The organism is Exiguobacterium sp. s11 (assembly GCF_018619015.1).
Lineage (GTDB): Bacteria > Bacillota > Bacilli > Exiguobacteriales > Exiguobacteriaceae > Exiguobacterium_A > Exiguobacterium_A indicum.
Genome location: NZ_JACSNF010000001.1, coordinates 373,225 through 390,616, shown reverse-complemented (window position 1 = coordinate 390,616; position 17,392 = coordinate 373,225). Strand labels below are relative to the sequence as shown.

13 protein-coding genes are annotated in these 17,392 nt (G+C 47.2%); 11 read left to right on the top strand and 2 right to left on the bottom strand.

The annotated features are described in order from the left end of the window. Positions 1-53: 53 nt before the first annotated feature. Positions 54-731 carry an amino acid ABC transporter permease gene (locus KNQ12_RS02355; protein ID WP_214746159.1) on the bottom strand — a complete coding sequence of 226 codons (678 nt, stop codon included), beginning with the start codon at positions 729-731 and terminating at the stop codon, positions 54-56. 2 nt (positions 732-733) lie between these two features. Beyond that, positions 734-1,576 (bottom strand): transporter substrate-binding domain-containing protein, encoded by an 843-nt coding sequence (locus KNQ12_RS02350; protein ID WP_023468566.1) that lies wholly within the window; start codon positions 1,574-1,576, stop codon positions 734-736. Positions 1,577-1,870: 294 nt separating this feature from the next. Between KNQ12_RS02350 and gltB the strand changes: the two genes are divergently transcribed. The 11 genes from gltB (at position 1,871) to KNQ12_RS02295 (ending at position 17,235) form a co-directional block, all read left to right on the top strand. Next, entirely contained in the window at positions 1,871-6,343 is a 4,473-nt protein-coding gene (gene gltB / locus KNQ12_RS02345; RefSeq protein WP_214746156.1) for a glutamate synthase large subunit, read from the top strand. Beyond that, positions 6,340-7,806: a glutamate synthase subunit beta gene (locus tag KNQ12_RS02340; protein ID WP_214746153.1), complete on the top strand. Its 1,467-nt coding sequence runs from the start codon at positions 6,340-6,342 to the stop codon at positions 7,804-7,806. Before gltB ends, KNQ12_RS02340 begins: the two co-directional genes overlap by 4 nt. 158 nt (positions 7,807-7,964) lie before the next feature. Next, positions 7,965-8,258 carry a PTS sugar transporter subunit IIB gene (locus KNQ12_RS02335; protein ID WP_214746148.1) on the top strand — a complete coding sequence of 98 codons (294 nt, stop codon included), beginning with the start codon at positions 7,965-7,967 and terminating at the stop codon, positions 8,256-8,258. After that, positions 8,251-10,263, top strand: a complete 2,013-nt coding sequence (locus KNQ12_RS02330) for a BglG family transcription antiterminator (RefSeq protein WP_214746144.1) — start codon at positions 8,251-8,253, stop codon at positions 10,261-10,263. The genes KNQ12_RS02335 and KNQ12_RS02330 overlap by 8 nt, the downstream gene beginning before the upstream one ends. A 193-nt stretch (positions 10,264-10,456) precedes the next feature. Further along, a complete protein-coding gene (locus KNQ12_RS02325) occupies positions 10,457-11,887 on the top strand; it encodes a PTS mannitol transporter subunit IIBC (RefSeq protein WP_214746141.1) in 1,431 nt (476 codons plus the stop codon). Between the two features lie 34 nt (positions 11,888-11,921). Continuing rightward, complete coding sequence (locus KNQ12_RS02320) at positions 11,922-12,359, top strand: PTS mannitol transporter subunit IIA (RefSeq protein WP_023468560.1); 438 nt, start codon at positions 11,922-11,924, stop codon at positions 12,357-12,359. A 2-nt stretch (positions 12,360-12,361) separates the two neighbouring features. Further along, positions 12,362-13,504: a mannitol-1-phosphate 5-dehydrogenase gene (locus KNQ12_RS02315; RefSeq protein WP_035396977.1), complete on the top strand. Its 1,143-nt coding sequence runs from the start codon at positions 12,362-12,364 to the stop codon at positions 13,502-13,504. Positions 13,505-13,757: 253 nt separating this feature from the next. Then, positions 13,758-14,540: a hypothetical protein gene (locus tag KNQ12_RS02310; protein ID WP_241492312.1), complete on the top strand. Its 783-nt coding sequence runs from the start codon at positions 13,758-13,760 to the stop codon at positions 14,538-14,540. A 68-nt stretch (positions 14,541-14,608) separates the two neighbouring features. Beyond that, positions 14,609-15,133, top strand: a complete 525-nt coding sequence (locus tag KNQ12_RS02305) for a TraR/DksA C4-type zinc finger protein (protein WP_214746138.1) — start codon at positions 14,609-14,611, stop codon at positions 15,131-15,133. A 196-nt stretch (positions 15,134-15,329) separates the two neighbouring features. Continuing rightward, entirely contained in the window at positions 15,330-16,850 is a 1,521-nt protein-coding gene (adh, locus tag KNQ12_RS02300; RefSeq protein WP_055968451.1) for an aldehyde dehydrogenase, read from the top strand. Between the two features lie 22 nt (positions 16,851-16,872). Continuing rightward, positions 16,873-17,235: a DUF779 domain-containing protein gene (locus KNQ12_RS02295; RefSeq protein WP_023468555.1), complete on the top strand. Its 363-nt coding sequence runs from the start codon at positions 16,873-16,875 to the stop codon at positions 17,233-17,235. The last annotated feature ends 157 nt before the right edge of the window (positions 17,236-17,392 follow it).

Sequence of the window (17,392 nt, the reverse complement as noted above, 5' to 3'; positions counted from 1 at the left end):
GGCGATGGACCATGTCCATCGCCTGTTTGTATAACAGTTTGCGAAATAATGAATCAGAGATACCGTGCAAAACGACGCTCGAGAATCTCTTGGATTACTGCGATACAGGAACAAATTCCCCAGTAAATGAACGCAACGACAAAGTAAACGGTCATATAATCAAATTCACGCCCACCAACGATTTTTGCCTTTTGAAATATTTCAGGGACAGTAATCATGGCAGCAAGCGACGAGGCTTTGACGAGATCAAGCAAGACGTTTGAAAGCGGTGGGATGGCGATTCGGATCGCTTGTGGCAAAATAATACCAACGAACGTTCGATATCGCGATAAACCAAGCGAAGCTGCCGCTTCTTCCTGACCACGATCAATCGATAGTAAGGAAGAACGAATGATCTCTGCCATGTACGCAGCACTATTCAAACTAAAACCGGTAATTGCTGCTGTTAACGCGTCCAGTTGAATATTGATGATCGGCAGTCCGAAATACAACATGAACAGCAACACGAGAATCGGAACACCTCGCATGAACGAGATGTAGGCGCTCGCTCCGATACGTAAAAGTCGAAGCCTAGACAGACGACAAAGGGCAAGGAGCAAACCAATTCCAAGACCAATGGCCATGCTGAGCAAGGAAATCCATAGCGTCTGTCCCAGTCCACTCAAAATATAAGGAAACGATTCAACCGCCAATTCCGGATTGAAGACGGACCGCCAATCAATCGAAGACATCGTTAATTCACATCGACGATCGTCGTTTTGACGTCAGGCATTTGAGAGACATCTTTTCCAGCATAGAATTGCTTCGAAATTTCCTTTAATGTGCCATCTTCCTTCATTTTATCGAGTTGTTCGTTAATGTTGGATTGAAGTTCCTTGTTATCTAAATCCATGATTAAACCAACCTGACTTGGATTATAAGCGATATCAGGGTGAATCGTAATATCGAAGTCCTTGAAGAAATCGACAGCGAGTGTTTGCAAGTAGTAATCATTCAAGATGACGTCTGTTCGACCATTTGAGACATCTCGTAGATACTGATCGTTCGTCGCGTTATCGTACGTGACTTCTTTTGCACCGTATTTTTTAGCAATCTGCATATATGTCGTTGTAGCTTCTCCGGCAGCTTTTTTACCTTTCAAGTCTTCAAGAGACTTGATGCCTGATAAATCACTTTTACGGACGATTGCCGTACCATACGTATATTTATATGGTTTTGAGAACGCGAATTTTTCTTTACGATCATCGGTGATCGTAATGTCGTTAGCAGCGAGATCGACTTGACCTGTATTGACGCTTGTCAACATACCGTCGAATGACATCTCTTTGAATTTCACTTTCAAGTCAAGACGCTTTGCTACTTCTTTGACGACTTCGACATCAAATCCAGTCAACTTATTGTTTTTCTCTTCATGGTAAGATGTCGGGAAAAGTGTACCAGCCGTCGCGACAACAATTGTGCCATCTTTTTGAATCTTGTCATATGCGGTTGCCTTCTCCTCTTGCTGACCACATGCGCTTAATAAGATCGAGCTTCCTGCGATCAAGAGACCCGTAAATTGCATTGTTTTTTTCATCGTATTATTCCTCTCTCTACTTCCATGATCAATAACTCTTTTCATAGTTAAAAATACCACGGAATCTTATGTTCGGGCAAAGTAATACGCGCACAAAGTGTAGAATTCAACTAAAAAAAATATTGAATGAATATCCATGTTTGTGTAAGCGTTATCAATGTTGATATATGGTATTTCTATCTTTAAAGGTTAAATAAAATGGTGATTATGCATAGTAGCGAATAAACATAAAAGAGTGTAAAGTATAATTTAACTGAATATACAGAAAATTAAGAAGGCAAGGAGAGTGCTACCATGACATTTCATCAGTACCCTGAACAGCAGGGATTATACGACCCTCGTATGGAACATGATGCGTGCGGGATCGGGGTTTACGCACATCAAACAGGACGAGCGAGTCATGAAATCGTTGAACATGCATTGGCCATGCTTTGTCAAATGGAACATCGTGGTGGACAAGGAAGCGATGCGAAGACGGGAGACGGAGCGGGTATTTTAACACAATTACCAGATCGTTTGTTTCGTGAAACGATTCGCCACATTTCCTTCCCTAAAAAAGGGGATTATGGCGTTTTCATGATGTTCTTACCACGTGAGGAACGGGAACGGATGCGACTCGAACGAACGTTAGAGTCAATCATTTTGACGGAAGGACAAGACGTCTTAGGATGGCGAACCGTACCCGTCCAGTCCGAAGTGCTTGGGTCGGGTGCTCGCCGCACAGAGCCAGTCATTCGTCAATGTTTCATTGGTGCAAAGGCGATGGAAGGATTGACATTTGAACGAACACTCTTTTTGATTCGTCGCGCATTTGAACGTGAATCGGAGCAACTCGGTCTTGAACAATACGTCCTGAGTAGCTCGAGTGAAACGATCGTTTACAAAGGACTCGTGACGACGGATCAATTGCGTGCGTACTTCGATGACTTACAAGACGAGCGCTATCAGTCTGGATTTGGTATTGTGCATTCGCGTTTTAGTACGAATACGTTCCCAAGTTGGAAACGTGCCCATCCAAACCGTTATTTGATTCACAACGGCGAAATCAATACGTTGCAAGGAAATATTCGTGCGATGCGCGGTCGAGAACGTCGACTTGCCGAGACGACATATGGTAATCGGGCAGAGGAAGTGTTACCGATTCTAGATGAGACAGGTAGCGACTCGTCGATGCTTGATAATGCGTTTGAGTTTCTTCATCTGTCCGGACTCTCGCTCGCTGAGACAGCACTGATGCTCGTACCGGAACCATTCGAACATGCTGAGATCAGACCAGCGAAGCGCGCGTATTATGAGTACCACAGTAGCATGATGGAGCCATGGGATGGTCCGTCTGCGATCGTCTTTACGAACGGAAAGCAGATTGGTGCGACGCTTGACCGAAACGGTTTACGTCCAGCGCGATATGTATTGTTGCGCGATGGTCACTTCATGTTGTCGTCAGAAGCAGGAGTACTCCCTCTTCGTGAACAAGACATTCTGTACAAAAAACGATTAGCACCGGGTGAACTGCTTTTACTCGACTTTGCGTCCGGTCAGTTGATCGCAGATGAAGAGATCAAACGGGAACTAGCGACACGGCACCCCTACGCGGAGTGGCTCGCGCAAGAAGTCGTTTCCCTTTCAAGTAACGACTTCAAGGAGACACTTGTTGAACTTGGAACGAAACAACGACACTTCGGATATACCCGTGAAGATATCGATCAATACTTGATCCCGCTCGTCGAAGAACAAAAGGATCCGTTAGGTGCGATGGGGACGGATATACCGCTAGCGGTCTTAAGTGAACGTCCTCAATCCTTGTTCCGATATTTCAAGCAACTGTTCGCACAAGTCACGAATCCACCAATTGACGCGTTACGCGAAGAGATCGTCACCTCGACGCTGACATGGCTTGGTCGACAAGGGGAACTGCTGACGCCGAACCGCGCGAACTGTCGTCGTGTTCGCTTAGAGACCCCGATTCTGCGACCAGACGAAGCCCATGCGCTTAAACAAAGTGGACTTAAGCAAAAAACGATTTCGACGACGTTCACCGACTCGCTTGCAGAAGCACTCGACATGATCGTTGATGAGGCTGTGACCGCTGCACGAAACGGGTATGAATTATTGACATTATCGGATCGTCTCGTACGCCCCGGCACCTTGCCGATGCCAATCCTCTTAGTGACGAGTGCGATTCATCATGCGCTGATTCGCAAGGGATTACGTACAAATCTCAGCTTGATCGTTGAAGGGGGAGAGATTCGTGAAGTCCACCATGTCGCAACGTTGCTCGGATATGGTGCGGATGCGATTTATCCGTACCTGGCATATGCGACGCTTGAAGAAGCGGTAGGGGATCGTTTTACGGATGTCGACAAACGTTACCAAAAAGCAGTCACGGAAGGCGTCGTCAAAGTCATGTCGAAGATGGGCATTTCGACGGTCTTCAGCTACCGTGGTGCGCAAATCTTTGAAGCAGTCGGAATCGACCGCACCGTCATTGACCAGCATTTCACGGGTACGGTCTCTCAATTGAGCGGGATGACGCTTGAACTGATGGAAGAAGAAGTCCGACGAGCACAACAGATTGCAGATGAACGGATTCATTTAGAGTCCGGCAGTGTCTTCCGGTACCGTCAAGCTGGAGAACATCATGCCTTTAACCCAGCAACGATTCATTTGTTGCAACACGCATGCCGGACGAATGATTACCGGCTCTATCAAAAGTACGCTCAACGCATTCAGGAGGAACCGGCAACGGTGCTACGACATCTGTTGACGTTCAAGGAGACGACGGCGATCCCAATTGAAGAAGTTGAGCCTGTCAGCGAAATCGTCAAATACTTCAAGACGGGTGCGATGTCATACGGCTCGTTATCAAAAGAAGCGCACGAGACGCTTGCGATCGCGATGAACCGCTTAGGTGGTAAGAGTAATAGTGGTGAAGGCGGTGAAGAGGAGGAACGATACGAACGGGATGAAAATGGTGACTTCCGGATGAGCCGAATCAAGCAAATCGCCTCTGGTCGTTTTGGGGTGACAAGTCATTACCTCGTTCACGCGGACGAATTACAAATCAAGGTGGCACAAGGTGCGAAGCCCGGAGAAGGTGGTCAATTGCCTGGTGAAAAAGTCTATCCGTGGATCGCACGGGTGCGTGCATCGACACCGGGTGTTGGATTGATTTCCCCACCACCACATCACGATATCTATTCGATTGAAGATTTGGCCCAGTTAATTCATGACTTAAAACGTGCCAACGATCAAGCCCGGATTAGCGTCAAACTTGTCGCAAAAGGTGGCGTTGGAACGATCGCGGCTGGAGTTGCGAAGGGGCTTGCGGACGTCATCGTCATCAGTGGTCATGACGGCGGCACGGGTGCCTCGCCGAAGACGAGTATTCAACATGCCGGACTGCCATGGGAGCTTGGTCTTGCTGAGACGCACCAAACGTTGACATTAAACGGGTTGCGCGAGCGTGTCGTCCTTGAAACCGACGGAAAGCTTTTGACTGGTCGCGATGTCATCCTTGCCGCGATGCTCGGAGCGAATGAGTATGGGTTTGCGACAGCTCCGCTCATCGCCGTCGGATGTATCATGATGCGTGCTTGTCATCTCGATACGTGTCCTGTTGGTGTCGCGACGCAAGATCCAGAGCTCCGTAAGAAATTCACGGGATCTGCCGATGACGTCGTCCATTTCATGACGTTCATCGCTGAGGAAGTACGAGAACATTTAGCGAAACTCGGTGTAAGACGGCTGCAAGATCTCGTAGGGCGGACGGATTTACTCGAACCATCGGAGCGACAACGGACGCATTGGAAAGCGAAGAGTCTTGATTTTTCGCGTCTCCTCGTCCATGTGACACACGGTCCGGCTGAACAACAACAGCATCATGTCGAGCGTTCCTTTGACGCGCGTGAAATATCGCCGTATTTGGAGAAGGCAGATTTCAGTCAGCCTCAGACATTACGTTTAACGATTCAAAATACAGACCGTGCGATCGGAACACAGACCGGTGCCATGCTGACAAGACGGTTTGGGGCCCTTGGTCTGCCGACGGATCGATTGAAACTCGAACTGAATGGATCTGCCGGACAAAGTTTAGGCGCTTATTTACCACGTGGTGTAACACTTGATGTCACGGGAGAAGCAAATGATTACGTCGGGAAAGGATTGTCCGGGGGTATCATCGCCGTTCATCCTCCACGTTCGATTTCGTTCGTCTCGTCCGATCAATCGATTATTGGTAATGTCGCACTTTACGGGGCGACAAGTGGAGAACTTTATGTCAACGGTCAGGCAGGTGAGCGATTTGCGGTTCGAAACAGTGGAGCCGTTGCCGTCGTCGAAGGAATCGGCAACCATGGACTCGAGTATATGACCGGTGGATCCGTCGTAGTACTTGGCGATGTCGGAAAAAACTTTGCTGCCGGTATGTCAGGTGGTGTCGCCTATGTCTTGCCGCGTCATCCTGAACAATTTTTACAACGTGTCAACCGCGAACTCGTTTCGACGGGACCTGTAACACATGTCGAAGAGATTGCGCGACTGAAGACGTTCATCGAACGTCACGTCGCACGGACTGGAAGTGAGCAGGGAGATGCGATTCTAGCGAACTGGGATCATGTCATTCATTCGTTCATCCGCGTCATTCCTTCGACGTATGAGAAAGTGACGACGTTGATGGCTGATTTCGCTAAACAAGGACACAACACCGAAGAAGCGATGTTGCTCGCATTTGAGACACATCTAGGGCGCAGAACAGGAGGAGTACGATGAAACGACGCGATCAATTCATGACAGTTGCTCGTTCGGGTGGAACGGAACGACATCCAAGCGAACGGGTGGGTGATTTTAAGGAATATAAGACGGCTTTGACGGAAGCGGAAGCGAGTCAACAAGCAAGTCGATGTATGGATTGTGGCACCCCGTTTTGCCATGTAGGGGAAGTATTTGATCAAGTGAAGATTGGTTGTCCAGTCTATAACTTGATTCCAGAATGGAACTTGCTCGTAGAAGAAGGACGTTTTCAAGAGGCACTCGATCGCCTTCTTGAGACGAACAATTTCCCGGAATTCACGGGTCGTGTCTGCCCAGCGCCATGTGAAGGATCGTGTACGTTGTCGATTCATGAACCTGCGGTCGCGATCAAAGATATCGAACGGACGATCATCGACATTGGCTTCGAAAAAGGATGGGTCGTGCCCCGAATTCCATCAATACGATCGACACGTTCGATTGCCATCGTTGGATCAGGTCCTGCCGGTCTTGCGGCTGCCGATCAGCTGAATCAAGCCGGTCACCAAGTGACGGTCTACGAGCGGGAAGATCGGATTGGCGGATTACTCACGTACGGTATACCAGCCATGAAACTTGATAAAGAGGTCGTACAGCGCCGTGTTGATTTGCTTGAAGCGGAAGGGATCCACTTCCGGACGAACGTCACGATCGGTGCAGATATCACTCTCGAGACACTTGAAGCGGAGTATGACGCCGTTATCTTATGTGTCGGCGCGACGGAACCACGAAAATTAACGGATGCGCCAACGCGTGGAGTTGGTTATGCGATGGATTATTTGACAGGGGTGACACGTCACGTGCTCTCGCAAGAACCGTTGTCTGCTGATCACGATGCGAAAGATAAAGATATTCTCGTCATCGGTGGAGGCGATACAGGAGCGGACTGTGTGGCAACAGCACTCCGTCAACGCTGTCGCTCCGTCGTCCAATTCGGTAAACATGAACAACCGGGTACGACACGTGCAACAGGAAACATGTGGCCGGATACACCGTCACTCTACTCCATCGATTATGGGTACGCAGAAGCTTTTCAACAATTCGGTCGGGATCCTCGTGAATACTTGATCGCGATCAAGCGATTCACAACAAGTGAATCGGGTCAAGTCACCGGTGTCTGGACGATTCAAACGACGAAAACAAAAAATGAATCGGGTACAGTGATCTTTGAGGAGATCGAAGGGAGCGATCGTTACTTCCCAGTCGATCAAGTCTGGATTGCCATTGGATTCAGTGGTGTCGAAGAGAACGTACTCGAACATTTAGCAGTCGCCTCGGAACGTGGGAAAATCAAGACGACACGTTACGCGACGAACCGTCCAGGCGTATTTGCCGCAGGTGACGCAAGACGTGGTCAATCACTGATCGTCTGGGCGATTCGCGAAGGTCGTGAAGTAGCAGAAGCCGTTGGACAATATTTAAAAGCAATGCAACAAACAGGCTAAATCACATCGTCTGGATTTTCTGGCAACATCGGAAATCCAGGCTTTTTTGTGTTTGGCAAAGAAATCTGCCAGTTCAAAAATAACTATTGATTTTGTTTCAAGGTGAAACACCGAAAATATTTCTGCTATTCTTATAAAATGAAGAGGAGGTATGACAGATGAATTCAGAAAGCATCTATTTCGTATGCGAGAGTGGAATGGCGAGTAGTATCATGGGGGCTACGATTTTAAGAAAGCGCTTACTTGAATGCGGTATTACGACAGACGTCAAGACATGTCGGATCGCAGAACTACCTGATCAAGCAGCTTTTATCGTCGGAGAAACGCAACTCGTCCATCGACACGTATGGAAAACACATTGTTCGGTTCATCCAGTCGATCGGATTCTTGATCCGACTGCATATGACGTCATCCTCGAATCTTGGCAGAAAAGAGTGAGGCTGCATGACTGAATTTACACCACGGGAACATGATATCTTATTTTTCCTCTTATCACGCGAGGAACCTGTTCAAATACAAGAGATCGCGGAAACGCTCGAGACATCGGAACGAACGATTCAACGTGAACGCGATCGTCTTGCCCAGTCTTTAGAAGATCATGATTTGCGTTTGACATATGTTCGCGGCAGAGGTCTCTTAATTGAGGGAACGGACGAAGCCAAACATGCATTACGGGACCAACTCTTGTTGTCACATAAACAATTACCTAACGCTGAAGATCGCCAAGTCGAGTTAGCGTATCGGCTACTACAAGAAGAAGGGATGGTCAAATTACAGGCAATCGCCCATGCGATGTATGTGGCTCCGAGCACGGTTAGCCAGGATTTAGAACGGATTGATGAATGGTTTCTACAATATGACCTTGAAATCAAGCGCAAAAAAGGTATTGGTGCCGAAGTCATCGGCGAAGAAATCAACAAACGCCGTTTACTGATTTCATTGATCTTTACGCAATGGGATGTTCTCGCTTTCTATCGGTTGTTACAAGGCGACGCCGGGCAATTACCTCATCTGTTACGCATGAATCGAACATCCTGGCTTGAGATGATCAATCAAGCGTACGCGGTCATAGCGCCATTGACGAAAGAAGGGCGTCTCAATGACCGACAAATCATGCGTGCGACACTCAGCTTAGCTTTACAAGCGTTGCGCAAAGATCAGTTTCCGATGCGTTACGAGTTAAAAGCGTATCCGGTCGAAATCCTCAAATGGGTGGAACGCGTCGAAGAGCGACTACCTGACACATTGTCGATTGCCGAACGCCAATGGTTATCAGAAGAGTTGCGTGCTTTCTTTCAATCGGACGCAGGAGATACGGAAGAACTCGTCACGCGTCTTCGTGTGAAACGATTGATTGAACGTGTTTCCTTAATGTATGGAACGAACTTCACGAAGGATCATGCGCTAGAACGCGGACTCGTTTCGCATATTCAATCGTACACACGTCAAAATAGTGTCAATCCATCTTATGTCATCAAACAAATCGAACGGGAATATCCGCGCTTGTTTGATGCGGTCAAACAAGCAGCACTGTCGATCTTCACCGATGTTACATTCGAAGACGTTGATTTAGCTTTTTGGGTCATGCACTTCGGAGCTGTCCTGAGTAAACCGACACCTAAACTACCATATCGTGTCCTCGTCGTTTGTTCTGCTGGACTCGGTTCTTCGAAGTTACTAATGAATCGATTGCGTCAAGAATTCGCTGAACTCGAGCACATCGATAACTCGTCGTTGTTTGGCATCGAACGGTTACCGATCGAATCGTACGACTTCGTTTTATCGACCGTACCGTTGCCTGACATCCGCCCACCACATCTTCTCGTCAACCCATTGCTTCCTCAGGATGAGGTCGAACGGATTCGGAAATTAATTCTCGCCTTGCCTAAATCCTTTCAACCGGCACCGCGAAAGACGAAAACGGAATGGCTCGAACTTGAGCAACTGCATCGTCTCGTCGCATCGTCAATCCAAGTATCGAATGGATTCAAGATGGAACGGTTGGAGCGGATGGACGATGGGATTGAATCGCTATTGTTTGAGATCAGTACACGCATGGTCGAGCAAGGATTGGCGAAGTCAGCTGTTTCGCTCTCTGGACAATTGCTACGTCGTCATGAGATGTCAGGTCTTGGTATTCCGGGAACGCGGCTTGCGCTGTTTCACGGACGCGATGCGACGATTCAACGAGGGGGATTCCTCATCTTTGAATTGCCTGAACCGATCGACTTGCTCGGAATGGATCAACAGTTACAATCCGTCGAACGGCTCCTCGTCTTGGTCGCACCGGAAGAGACCTCGAACGAACTGCTTGAATTACTCAGTTCGATCAGTGCTGCGATCATCGAGAGTCCCGAACAAATGGATCAATTCGAGTTCGGGGAGGAACAGACGATTCGTCTGCTTTTGAATCGAACGTTTCGAACGGTCATTGATCAATTCCTAGGTCACACTTGAAAAAATCCCTGTCACTCCATTCCTGAAGTGACAGGGATTTTTTTATGTCAAGCAGGCTTCTTTCCAGTCTGTCCAACTTCTTGGACAAAGACTGAACTAGGAAAGATTGAGTAAGCGCTTGCAGTACTCTTACAATAAGGTCATAGCAAAGCAATCATCTTATCAACTCATACACGAAATGGAGGCTAACACAATGGCGACAGCTCAAAATGGAGCACGGGGCATCCGTGTACAAGTTCAACGGTTCGGAAGCTTTTTAAGCGGTATGGTCATGCCGAACATCGGTGCATTCATCGCCTGGGGGATCATCACGGCACTGTTCATCCCAACTGGATGGGCACCAAATAAGGAACTCGGTGAACTCGTCGGTCCGACGATCACCTATCTCTTACCGTTGCTGATCGGATACACAGGCGGGAAATTAATGCATGACGTCAGAGGGGGCGTCGTCGGGACGCTCGCGACGATGGGGGTCATCGTCGGCACAGAGATTCCGATGTTCCTCGGTGCCATGATCATGGGACCACTTGGTGGATACGTCATCAAAAAGTTCGATCAGTTGATCGAAGGAAAAGTCAAACCGGGTCTCGAGATGCTCGTCAACAATTTCTCGGTCGGAATCATTGGTGGTTTGTTGATGCTCGGTGGGTTCAAGTTATTCGGACCACTCATGACAGGTCTTGACGACATCATGGCTGCAGCAGTTGGTGCAATCGTCAGTGCGCACTTATTACCGCTTGCTAGTTTATTCATCGAACCAGCGAAAATTTTGTTCTTAAATAACGCCATCAACCACGGTATCTTAAGCCCACTTGGTCTCGATCAAGTGAATGAAGCAGGAAAATCGGTACTGTTCCTACTCGAAGCTAACCCGGGTCCGGGTCTCGGATTGTTACTCGCGTACTCGTTCTTCGGTTCTGGTGCAGCAAAGAAAACAGCACCGGGTGCTGCGTTCATTCAGTTCATCGGTGGGATTCACGAAATTTACTTCCCATATGTCTTGATGAAGCCGGTCTTATTGCTTGCGATGATCGCAGGTGGTATGAGTGGAATTCTCACATTCGTCCTATTTGATGTCGGTTTAGTCGCACCTGCTTCGCCAGGTAGTATCATTGCGGTTCTTGCGATGGCATCCCGCGGCTCTTACATCGGATTGATCGCCGGTGTCCTTGTTTCAGCGTCTGTGACATTCGTTGTCTCGACTGTCTTATTGAAAACAAGCAAAGCAAAAGAGACATCCCTTGAAGAAGCAAGCGCGAACGTCAGTGCGATGAAAGGCAAACAATCGATTGCTTCGATACTCGTTTCAGCTGATGCTAAACCACTTGCGGAAGTCGAACATATCATTTTCGCTTGTGACGCTGGTATGGGATCAAGTGCGATGGGAGCATCCGTCCTTCGCAATAAAATCAACAAAGCGGGCTTACCGATCAAGGTAACGAATACGTCAATCAGTCAATTGCCGCAAAACGCCGAACTGATCATCACGCATCGTGATTTGACGGAGCGAGCGAAGGAACAGGTTCCAACGGCAGAACACCGATCAGTCGATAATTTCTTGAATGCCGGTTATTATGACCAACTCGTTCATGAGATTGAAACAGCACGAAATAAGATTTCTTAAAAATAAAGATAGAGATATTCAAGGAGGAATAAACATGACAACGACAATGAACCTCTCACCGGAACTCGTATTACTGGATCAACAATTCGCAGACGAGACGGCAGCCATTACGGCTGCCGGTCAACTCCTCGTCGACCATGGATATGTCGAAGCGGGTTATATCGATTCAATGCAGGAGCGTCACGCTTTATCAACGGTTTATATCGGCAACCATGTCGCAATTCCCCACGGAACAGAGTCGGCTAAATCACAAGTCAAGAAAACGGGGCTATCGATTCTACAAGTACCGCAAGGCGTAGCGTTCGGAACGGAACAAGCACGACTCGTCATCGGTATCGCTGGTGTTGGGGACGAACACCTCGAGTTGTTATCGAATATCGCAGTCATTTGCTCCGATGAGGAGAACGTCGAGCGTATCGTGGCAGCGAAATCAAAAGAAGAAATCATCGCCTTATTGACAGCGGAGGTGTAAGCATGAAAGCCATTCATTTTGGTGCCGGTAACATTGGACGTGGTTTCATCGGCTTACAACTCGTCAAGACGGGTTACGAAGTCTGCTTCGTAGATGTCAATACGACGGTCGTCGATGCATTAAAAGCACGACATACCTATGAGGTCGGTTATGCCTCTGAACAAGGAGGACGTGAACGGGTCGACGGCGTGACGGCGCTCAACAGTTTGTCTGAACCGGATCAGGTCATTGCAGCGATTCGCGATGCAGATGTGATTACGACTGCTGTCGGCCCGAGCTTGTTGTCGAAAGTAGCTCCTTTGATCGCGGAAGGGTTACGTCAACGTGATCAACAGACACCTGTCTACGTCATTGCGTGTGAGAATATGATCGGTGGGTCAAAACACTTGCAAGCGGAGGTAGCGAAACATCAGACGGTAGCGGAGAACTGGTATTTCCCGAATGCAGCGGTTGACCGGATCGTGCCGCTTCAGCATCATGAAGACCCGTTGTACGTCGAAGTAGAAGAATTCTTCGAATGGGTGATTGAGACGACTGGACTACCGGAAGCCTATCCACGGATTAAAGGTGTTACCTATGTCGAGAACATCGAACCGTTCATCGAGCGGAAACTGTTCACAGTTAATACGGGACATGCGATCGCTTCGTACCTCGGAGCACTCTTTCATAAAGAGACAATCGCTGAAAGTCTAACGGATCCACGCATCCGTCGTGGTGTCCAGACAGCACTTTACGAAACAGGGTGGTTGTTACTTGAAAAGTACGGCTTTAACCCCGTCGACCATAGTGCGTATATCCAAAAGAATATGAAACGCTTTGAGAACCCGCGAATTCATGATGAAATCATTCGTGTCGCTCGTTCACCGATTCGTAAACTGAGTCCAAGTGACCGACTCGTCAAACCAGCGAAGGAATTGATGGAGCGCGGGATTGAAGCAGATGGATTAGCGCGCGGGATCGCAGCAGCACTGACCTATTTCGATCCAAATGATTCAGAATCTTCTGAATTAAATGCATATATCACGAAACATGGAATTGAAGATGCATTAAACGCATATCTAAAACTGTCAGCAACGGATCCACTTGGATCTCGAATCATCGAACATTATGAAGCGATGCAACAACAAGTCAATTCGATTGCTTGAGAATAAGTGTGCTCACCACCTTTCACGTTACGTGAAAGGTGGTTTTGTATATCTAATAACATGTAGCGCATCGTCATCGAAATAATCAGTTTTTGCAAATCTTCTATCACAATTTGATTACAATTTGTATATTCAATTTGGAATATTCGAAAACGAATATTTAGCGATTAAAATACATTGTACGCTATATGAACGGAACATCTCTATTCCGATTTTTCAGGTAAGAGAAGGTGATTATATGTTGAATTATAAAGTGAACGTATATAGATTAAACGGAGCACGACCAAAAGCAACAAAAGGAACCGGACCAAAACATTTGATTTATTCGAGTCAGTTTTCTTCACGTACACCAGTCCATTTATTGCATCAACTCATCTTGAATCGTTTGTTGGTTGAACAAGAAAAAAATCTTGATTTGACGTATACGATCGAAGTAAATGCGGTACTTGATCAATTCGTGATCGACGTCCGTGTCTTTTCAACAGATACGGTCAGTGTCAAAGTAGAGCGTGACTTGATTGAAATCATTGAACGAGAAGAAGTCCGTCATATCCCAGCGCTTGAGATTGGAAAACCGGATTTTGCGGAATTCGCCCACATCGTCTTAAAGGTCAAGGAAGGTGGCCCACGCCTGTCACAAGAGGATACGCAACGAATATTCAATGAGTCTGGTGTTCGAGGACGAATCATCCTGCATAAGGAACGAATCGACAGTCATGAACCGTCACATTCGATTCAACTACTGATTGGTGGGACGGAAAAGTCTTTATATAGTCTTTCGCAATACCAGCTTGATCCACTCTTCCGTAAAAATGGGTTAACGATTCAATCCTTGAATCTGTTACCGTTTGATTTATTCATGATTCGTGACAAAATCGCGATGCTGTCTTCGGCAGATGCTTCGCAACTGTGGATCGATGACATCACGACATCCAAGAACGGACGATCACATCAGATTTGTTTTAACGATGGGAATGAATGCATGACGGTTATCTGTGATCTTCATGGATCAATTCGTTCTTATAAGTGTTCGTGATGGTTTAACTCTTCTTCGAATAGGCTACATTCTTAACAGAGGTTCTAACGAAGGGGAGTCGAACAATCATGTTATCTAAACAACAGACGGAAGAATTCAAGCAACGATTATTAAAGGAAAAAGAAAAGACGACATCAAACATCGAACAACGCGATAAGGATTACGATGAAGGTGAATTGTCGAGTTACGATAATCATCCTGCCGATTCCGGCGATGAATTGTTCTTGCGGGAACGCGATCAAGCGATCACGGACATGCAAGAGGATATGCTCTCTGATGTGGATCGTGCCCTAAAAGCGATTGAGGACGGAACGTATGGCATTTGTAAGGTCTGTGGAAAAGAGATTGAGATTGAACGTCTTGATATCATTCCGGAAACGCTATTATGTATCGAGCATGCGAAAGAAGAAGCAGAACAAAACGAGAACGATCCGAATTCGCGACCAAGTGAAGAAGATGTACTGGATCCATCTGTTACAGCCCGCGGGAAAGACATCGACGGTGATACGGATGGATTCTCGAAAGTAAGTGATTTCGGTAGTTCCGACACACCGTCTGACCAAGAAGACGGAATTGACCCGACACGGTCTTGACCGGCAAAACATCTCCCGAAAATGGAGATGTTTTTTTCTCGAAAAAAATCACAGATATTTACCGGAATTTTTTGACTTTTCATATAATTTTGGTACGATGGTATCGAGGGGACTGTTTTAGCCTATATTAAAATGTAAGCGCATACAAGCATCCGTCTCACTGCTTGACCATTTTAGTTGAGGGAGGAAATAACGCATGATTTATGACATTCCGAACAAGCAAGGGTCAAAAGTACAGTACAAGGAACGGTATGAAAATTATATCAATGGAAAGTGGACGGCACCTGTCGGGGGAGAATATTTTGATAATGTCACACCTGTCACTGGTAAAGTATTGTGCCAAGTCGCTCGTTCCGGTAAGGAAGACATCGAACTGGCTCTTGATGCAGCACACGCGGCAAAAGAAGCATGGGGGAAAACGTCTGTAACGGAACGCTCAAACATTTTAAATAAAATCGCGAATCGGATGGAAGAAAACCTTGAGATGCTCGCTTATGCAGAGACGCTTGAGAACGGGAAAGCGGTCCGTGAGACACTCAACGCCGATCTACCGCTCGCAATCGATCACTTCCGTTATTTCGCCGGCGTCATCCGTGCCCAAGAAGGTTCGGTCGGCGAACTCGATCAAGACACGGTAGCGTATCACTTCCATGAGCCACTTGGCGTCGTTGGTCAAATCATTCCGTGGAACTTCCCGCTCCTGATGGCTGTCTGGAAGCTGGCACCGGCTCTTGCAGCAGGAAACTGTGTCGTCTTAAAACCAGCAGAACAAACACCAGCGAGCATCATGGTGCTCATGGAACTTGTCGAGGATCTATTGCCACCTGGTGTCGTGAATATCGTCAATGGATTTGGTCTCGAGGCAGGAAAACCGCTCGCTTCAAGCAAACGAATCGCAAAAATCGCCTTTACGGGAGAGACGACGACAGGACGTTTGATCATGCAGTACGCATCACAAAACTTGATTCCGGTCACACTCGAACTCGGTGGGAAATCACCGAACATCTTCTTTGAGGATATCATGCAGGCAGACGATGCTTTCTTTGATAAAGCAATCGAAGGATTACTGATGTTCGCGTTGAACCAAGGAGAAGTCTGTACGTGTCCGTCGCGTGCCTTGATTCAAGAATCGATTTACGAACCGTTCATGGAACGTGTTCTAGAGCGCGTTAAAGCCATCAAGATCGGAAATCCTCTTGATTCGGACGTCATGATGGGTGCCCAAGCTTCGAACGAACAGATGGAGAAAATTCTTTCATATCTTGAAATCGGTAAGTCGGAAGGCGCAGAATGTCTCATCGGTGGGGAACGCAACATGCTTGAAGGGGATCTCGCAGAAGGATATTACATCCAACCAACGATCTTCAAAGGACACAATAAGATGCGAATCTTCCAAGAGGAAATTTTCGGACCGGTCTTGTCGGTTACGACATTCAAGACGGAAGAAGAAGCGCTCGAAATTGCGAATGATACGTTATATGGTCTTGGTGCCGGCGTCTGGACACGTGATATGAACCGTGCTTATCGGTTTGGGCGTGCGATCGAAGCAGGACGCGTCTGGACGAACTGTTATCACCAATATCCAGCTCACGCGGCGTTTGGTGGTTACAAAATGTCAGGGATCGGACGTGAAAACCATAAGATGATGCTCAACCATTACCAACGGACGAAAAACCTACTGGTTAGCTACAACCCGAATAAACTCGGTTTCTTCTAAGTCGGAAAGGACGTGGATGCAAATGGTGGAACGTGTTCAGGCGACAGCAGCTTGTCTAGAGTTAATCGACCAGTTGAGAGAAAAACACGGTCCGTTGATGTTTCATCAATCTGGTGGTTGTTGCGATGGCAGTTCCCCGATGTGTTTTGCGCAGGGTGATCTATTCCTGGGAGATCAGGATAAAAAACTGGGAGAGATCGGTGGTTGTCCGTTTTATATTCATGAAGATCAATATGAGTACTGGAAACATACGCAACTCATCATTGATGTCGTGGATGGTCGAGGCGGAATGTTCTCTCTTGAAGGTGTCGAAGGGAAACGTTTTTTGACACGCTCTCGTGCGTTCACGCAAGAGGAATACGCTGAACTATCAGCATCAAGCTAAGGAATCAAACACGGTTTCGTCGAGGTGACTTGTTCATTCAGGTCTCTCGTACGGAATCGTGTTTTTTGTTCGTATCACGACGTTCGAACAGGATAAAAGTTGGTAATGCGGCATAAGAACGGTATAATGAACTCATATTTTGACGAGAAGATAGTTT

Coding starts and splice junctions, on each gene's coding strand:
- KNQ12_RS02355 (WP_214746159.1), bottom strand. CDS start 731: ATGTCTTCGATTGATTGGCGGTCCGTCTTCAATCCGGAATTGGCGGTT.
- adh (WP_055968451.1), top strand. CDS start 15,330: ATGATTTATGACATTCCGAACAAGCAAGGGTCAAAAGTACAGTACAAG.
- KNQ12_RS02330 (WP_214746144.1), top strand. CDS start 8,251: ATGACTGAATTTACACCACGGGAACATGATATCTTATTTTTCCTCTTA.
- KNQ12_RS02320 (WP_023468560.1), top strand. CDS start 11,922: ATGACAACGACAATGAACCTCTCACCGGAACTCGTATTACTGGATCAA.
- KNQ12_RS02335 (WP_214746148.1), top strand. CDS start 7,965: ATGAATTCAGAAAGCATCTATTTCGTATGCGAGAGTGGAATGGCGAGT.
- KNQ12_RS02295 (WP_023468555.1), top strand. CDS start 16,873: ATGGTGGAACGTGTTCAGGCGACAGCAGCTTGTCTAGAGTTAATCGAC.
- KNQ12_RS02325 (WP_214746141.1), top strand. CDS start 10,457: ATGGCGACAGCTCAAAATGGAGCACGGGGCATCCGTGTACAAGTTCAA.
- KNQ12_RS02350 (WP_023468566.1), bottom strand. CDS start 1,576: ATGAAAAAAACAATGCAATTTACGGGTCTCTTGATCGCAGGAAGCTCG.
- KNQ12_RS02315 (WP_035396977.1), top strand. CDS start 12,362: ATGAAAGCCATTCATTTTGGTGCCGGTAACATTGGACGTGGTTTCATC.
- KNQ12_RS02340 (WP_214746153.1), top strand. CDS start 6,340: ATGAAACGACGCGATCAATTCATGACAGTTGCTCGTTCGGGTGGAACG.
- KNQ12_RS02305 (WP_214746138.1), top strand. CDS start 14,609: ATGTTATCTAAACAACAGACGGAAGAATTCAAGCAACGATTATTAAAG.
- gltB (WP_214746156.1), top strand. CDS start 1,871: ATGACATTTCATCAGTACCCTGAACAGCAGGGATTATACGACCCTCGT.